Genomic DNA, 5094 nt, shown 5'->3' on the forward strand with positions numbered 1-5094 from the left:
GCCGCGGCTGGCCGCGGCGCCGCGGCCAGAGCCCGGCGACGGGCCGGTGGAGCGGGCGTGGGGGGCCTGGCTGCCGCTGCTGAACGGGGACGGCCTGGCGCGCGCCGACCACCGGGCGCTGCTGCCGCTGCTGGACCTCGGCGACGGCCGGGTCTGGGGGACGACCTCGGTGAGCCTCGTCGCGCTCGGCCGGGGCGTCCGGTACGACTTCTCCGCCGCCCCGGGCGAGGGGGACGCCTGGTCCCGGGTGCTGTAGGACCGGAGTCCCGAGTACGGCTGCGGACGGGTGACTCCCGGTGCTAAATTGACTACTTAATGCGATCTTCGTCGGGGGTGGCGGCCGGTCTCGCAGCGGTGCTGCTGCTGATGCCGGCGGGCTGCAGCGCCGACGAGCGGGGCGCCGCCGGCGGGACGCTCCGGGTCGCCGGGGCGTCCGACGTCGACCATCTCGACACCGCGAGCGTCTACACCACCTGGGGCGGGCTGCTGGCCCGGCAGTTCGCGCGGACGCTGTTCGGCCACCGGGCGTCGAACGACTTCGGGGAGGCCGTCACGGTGCGGCCCGACGTGGCGGTGCAGATCCCGACCGTGCGCAACGGCGGGCTCAGCCAGGACGGCCGCACCTACACGATCAGGCTGCGCGGCGGCGTGCTGTGGAACACCAGCCCGCCCCGCGAGGTGACCGCGGCCGACTTCGTCCGCGGCATCAAGCGGATCTGCAACCCGGCCGTCCCGTCCGGCGGCAAGGCCTACTACGTCGAGACGATCGCGGGCATGGCCGAGTTCTGCGCCGGCTACGCCGAGGTCGACCCGGGCAGCGCCGCCGCGATGGCCCGCTACCAGCGCCGCACGAAGGTCGCGGGGCTGGTCGCCAAGGACGCCAGGACCCTCGTGATCAGGCTGAACCGGCCCGCGAGCGACTTCACCAGCCTCCTCGCGCTGGAGTTCGCGGCGGCGGCGCCCGCCGAGTACGACCGCTACATCCCCGACAGCCCCGAGTTCCGGCGGCACACGATCTCCGACGGCCCCTACCAGATCACCTCCTATACGCCCGGCAGGCGGTACGTCCTGGAGAAGAACCGGAACTGGCGGGCCGCGTCCGACCCGATCCGCGAGCAGCACCCCGACCGCATCGAGATCTCGCTGGGCCACGACTCGCCGGACGAGGTGCAGCGGATGCTGGAGAGCGGCGCCGCCGACCTGCCCTGGGACCAGCCCGTCCCGGCCGCGCGGCTCGGCGGGCTGCGGGACGACCCCGGCTTCGCGATCATGGAGGGGTCGGCGCTCGACCCCTACCTGGTCTTCAACACGCTCAGCCCGAACAACCGGGGGGCGCTCGGCAGGACCGCGGTCCGGCGGGCGATCGGCTACGCCGTCGACAAGGCCGCGATCGTGCGCATCTACGGCGGCCCCGACATCGCCGAGGTGCTGAACCAGGTCATCCCGCCGCACAGCGTCGGCCACCAGGAGTTCGACCTGTACCCGACGCCCGGCGACGGCGGCGACCCCGGCACGTGCAGGCGGCTGCTCGCCCAGGCCGGATACCCGCGCGGCCTGACGCTGAAGTTCCCGTACCGGGTCAGCGGCTACCACCCGCAGATCGCCCGGTCCATCACCGGCGACCTGGCCGCCTGCGGCATCACCGCCGTCCCCGAACCCGACCGGAGCGGCGCCTTCTACCGCACCACCCTGGTCACCCCGGCGCGCGCCCGCGCCGGGAAATGGGACATCGCCGTGCCGGGCTGGGTGCCCGACTGGTACGGCAACAACGGCCGCACCACCATCGTCCCGCTGTTCGACGGACGCCACTACGGCGCCAACTCCAGCGACTACGGCGGCTTCAACGACCCCGCCGTGAACCGGCTCATCGACCAGGCGCTGAACGCCCGCGACGTCGACGTCGCGTCCGGGTACTGGGCGCAGGCCGACCACCGCATCATGGCGGACGCCGCGGTCGTGCCGCTCGTCAACCAGCGGACCCCGATCTTCCACTCGGATCGCGTCCGCGGCGCCCGCTACCTGCCGCAGTACCGCGCCTACGACCTCAACCAGGTCACGTTCTCATGACCGGCTACGCCGAACTCGGGACGCGGAAGCCGCCCGCCGACACCGACACCGACACCGACACCGACACCGACACCGACACCGACGCCGGCACCGACACCACCACGAGCGCGCCGCCGGCCGTGGCGAGCCGCGCCCCGTCCCGGCTCGCGTGGGACCGGTTCCGGCGCGACCGGCCCGCCGTCGCGTCCCTCGCCGTGCTGCTGGCGATCATGGCGTTCGCGGCGCTGGCGCCGCTGTGGGCGCACCTCACCGGCCACCCCTACGACGCCACGTTCCCCGGCACCGGCCTGGACGCGGGCGGGCAGCCGCGCGGCCCCGGCGCCCGGTTCCCGCTCGGCGCCGACCAGCTCGGCCGCGACGTGCTGGTCCGCGCCGCCTACGGGGCGCGGATCTCGCTGATCGCCGGGATCGGCGCGGCCGCGCTCGCCTCCGCCGCCGGGACGATCGCCGGGACGCTCGCCGGGTTCGCCGGCGGCGCCCTGGACACGCTGCTGTCGCGGCTGCTGGACATGATCCTCGCGCTGCCCTACCTGCTCGTCGCGATCATGCTGGCGAGCACGTTCCAGATCTCCTCGCCCGGCGCGAGCCTCGCCATGACGGTCCTGGTCATCGCGTTCTTCTCGTTCGCCGCCTACGGCCGCACGATCCGCGGGCAGGTGCTGGCGCTGAAGGAGCAGCAGTTCATCGAGGCGGCCCGCGCCCTCGGCGCCTCCAACGCCCGGATCATGGTCGCCGACGTGCTGCCGAACCTCGCCGCGCAGATCACCGTGCTGACCTCGCTGCTCGTCCCGTCCTCGATCGTGTCGGAGGCGACGCTGTCGTTCCTCGGCGTCGGGATCCGGCCGCCGATGCCGAGCTGGGGGTCGATGCTCGGCGAGGGCGGCGACGTGTTCCGCACCGCCTGGTGGCTGCTCGCCGTCCCCGGCGTGCTGCTGCTGGCGACCACGCTGGCGTTCAACCTGCTCGGCGACGGCGTCCGCAACGCCCTCGACCCGCGCGGCGACCGCGCCGCCGCCCGGAGGTGACCCGCCCGTGCCGAGCTTCGTCGCCCGCCGCCTGCTGTACGCGGCCGTCGTGCTGTGGCTGGTCGCCACGCTGACGTTCGTGATCCTGCACGTCTCGCCCGTCCCGGTGGACCGCGTCATCGGCGGGCCCCGCGCCACCGCCGAGACGCTGCAGCAGATCCGCCGCAACCTCGGCCTGGACCGGCCCCTCCTCGTCCAGTACTGGCGGTTCCTCGCGCGGCTGCCGCTCGGCGACCTCGGCGACTCCTACGTCAACGGGACGCCGGTCACGGCGCTGATCGGCGCCCGGCTCCCCACGACGCTGTGCCTGGTGTCCGGCGCGGCGGTGCTGTGGTTCGCCGGCGGCGTCGTCACCGGCGTCACCGGCGCGTCGCGGGCGCGCGGCCTGTGGGACCGGGCCGTCACCGTGTTCGTGCTGGCCGGCCTGTCCACGCCGCCGTTCGTGATGGCGCTGGCGCTGCTGTCGCTGTTCACGGTGGGGCTCGGCGCCGGCGGCGTGCACCTCTTCGAGGCCGGGCCGCCGCTGCAGGAGCACTTCCTGCGCCGGATGGTCCTGCCGTGGTTCGCGCTGGCGTTCCTGATGATGGCCGCCTACACGCGCCTCACCCGCGCCGCGATGCTGGACGTCCTGGACGAGGACTACGTGCGGACGGCCCGCGCCAAGGGCCTGCCGGAGCGCCGCGTCGTCCGCCGGCACGCGCTGCGGGCCGCGCTGACCCCGGTCGCCACCCAGCTCGGCATCGACCTCGGCGCCCTGATCGGCTCCACGATCGTCACCGAGAAGGTGTTCGGGCTGCAGGGCGTGGGGCAGCTGGTGTACCAGTCCATCGCGGCCGGCGACACCCCGGTGATCATCGGGGTGACGCTGCTGGTGACGCTCTCGGTGACCGTCGCGAACCTGCTGGTCGACATCGGCTACGCGGTCCTGGACCCGCGCGTCCGCCTCGCCTGAGCGAAGCGAACCGGGAGTAATGCCGCTAGCTGGGCATGGATAAGCTTTCGGTATGCGATCGTGGCCCGCCTCCGAAGTCCCCAGCCTGCACGACGCGGGCCTGCCCGCCGCCGACCGTCCGCTGGCCCTGCACGACACCGGGACGGGCGCGGCGCGCCCCACCGCCCCCGGCGAGACCGCCCGGATGTACGTGTGCGGCATCACCCCCTATGACGCGACCCACCTCGGCCACGCCAACACCTACCTGGCGTTCGACCTCGTCAACCGCGTCTGGCGCGACCTCGGGCACGGCGTCCACTACGTGCAGAACGCCACCGACGTCGACGACCCGCTCCTGGAACGTGCCCAGCAGACCGGCGAGGACTGGCGCGCCCTCGCCGACCGGGAGATCCAGCTGTTCCGCGAGGACATGACCGCGCTGCGGATCCTGCCGCCCGACCGGTACATCGGCGCGGTCGAGGCGATCCCGCTCGTCGTCGAGATGATCGAGAAGCTGCGCGGCCGCGACGCCGCCTACCCGGTGGACGGCGACGTCTACTTCCCGGTCGCCGCCGACCCGTCCTTCGGCGCGGTCAGCCGGCTGGACCGCGACGAGATGACGCCGCTGTTCGCCGAGCGCGGCGGCGACCCGCTCCGCGCCGGCAAGCGCGACGCCCTCGACCCGCTGCTGTGGATGGCGCGCCGCCCCGGCGAGCCCGGCTGGGACTCCCCGTTCGGCGAGGGCCGCCCCGGCTGGCACGTCGAGTGCTCGGCGATCTCCGTCGAGTACCTCGGCATGGCGTTCGACGTGGAGGGCGGCGGCTCCGACCTCGCCTTCCCGCACCACGAGATGAGCGCCTCGCACGCCCAGGTCGCCACCGGGGAGCGCCCGCACGCCCGCGCCTACGTCCACGCCGGCATGGTCGGCCTGGACGGCGAGAAGATGTCGAAGTCGCGCGGCAACCTGGTGTTCGTGTCCAAGCTGCGGGAGGCCGGCGCCCGTCTACTTCTACACACCTGACGCTGACGACCAACAGGATCGGACAGTACCAGTCGCCCGCCCTAACACTA

3 protein-coding genes and 2 pseudogenes are annotated in these 5094 nt (G+C 73.8%); all 5 read left to right on the forward strand.

From position 1 onward, the window contains the following. Positions 1-256, forward strand: a pseudogene (locus HUX53_RS07480) (hypothetical protein); the annotation flags it as partial. Between the two features lie 59 nt (positions 257-315). Beyond that, on the forward strand, positions 316-2067 hold the full coding sequence (locus HUX53_RS07485) for an ABC transporter substrate-binding protein (protein WP_176402427.1): 1752 nt from the start codon (positions 316-318) through the stop codon (positions 2065-2067). Continuing rightward, entirely contained in the window at positions 2064-3092 is a 1029-nt protein-coding gene (locus HUX53_RS07490; RefSeq protein ID WP_176402428.1) for an ABC transporter permease, read from the forward strand. Before HUX53_RS07485 ends, HUX53_RS07490 begins: the two co-directional genes overlap by 4 nt. Before the next feature lie 7 nt (positions 3093-3099). Beyond that, positions 3100-4044 carry an ABC transporter permease gene (locus tag HUX53_RS07495; protein WP_176402429.1) on the forward strand — a complete coding sequence of 315 codons (945 nt, stop codon included), beginning with the start codon at positions 3100-3102 and terminating at the stop codon, positions 4042-4044. A gap of 52 nt (positions 4045-4096) precedes the next feature. After that, positions 4097-5020 (forward strand): annotated as a pseudogene (gene mshC / locus HUX53_RS07500) (cysteine--1-D-myo-inosityl 2-amino-2-deoxy-alpha-D-glucopyranoside ligase); the annotation flags it as partial. Positions 5021-5094 lie beyond the last annotated feature (74 nt).

Origin of the sequence: Actinomadura sp. BRA 177 (genome assembly GCF_013372625.1) — a bacterium.
Classification (GTDB): Bacteria; Actinomycetota; Actinomycetes; order Streptosporangiales; family Streptosporangiaceae; genus Spirillospora.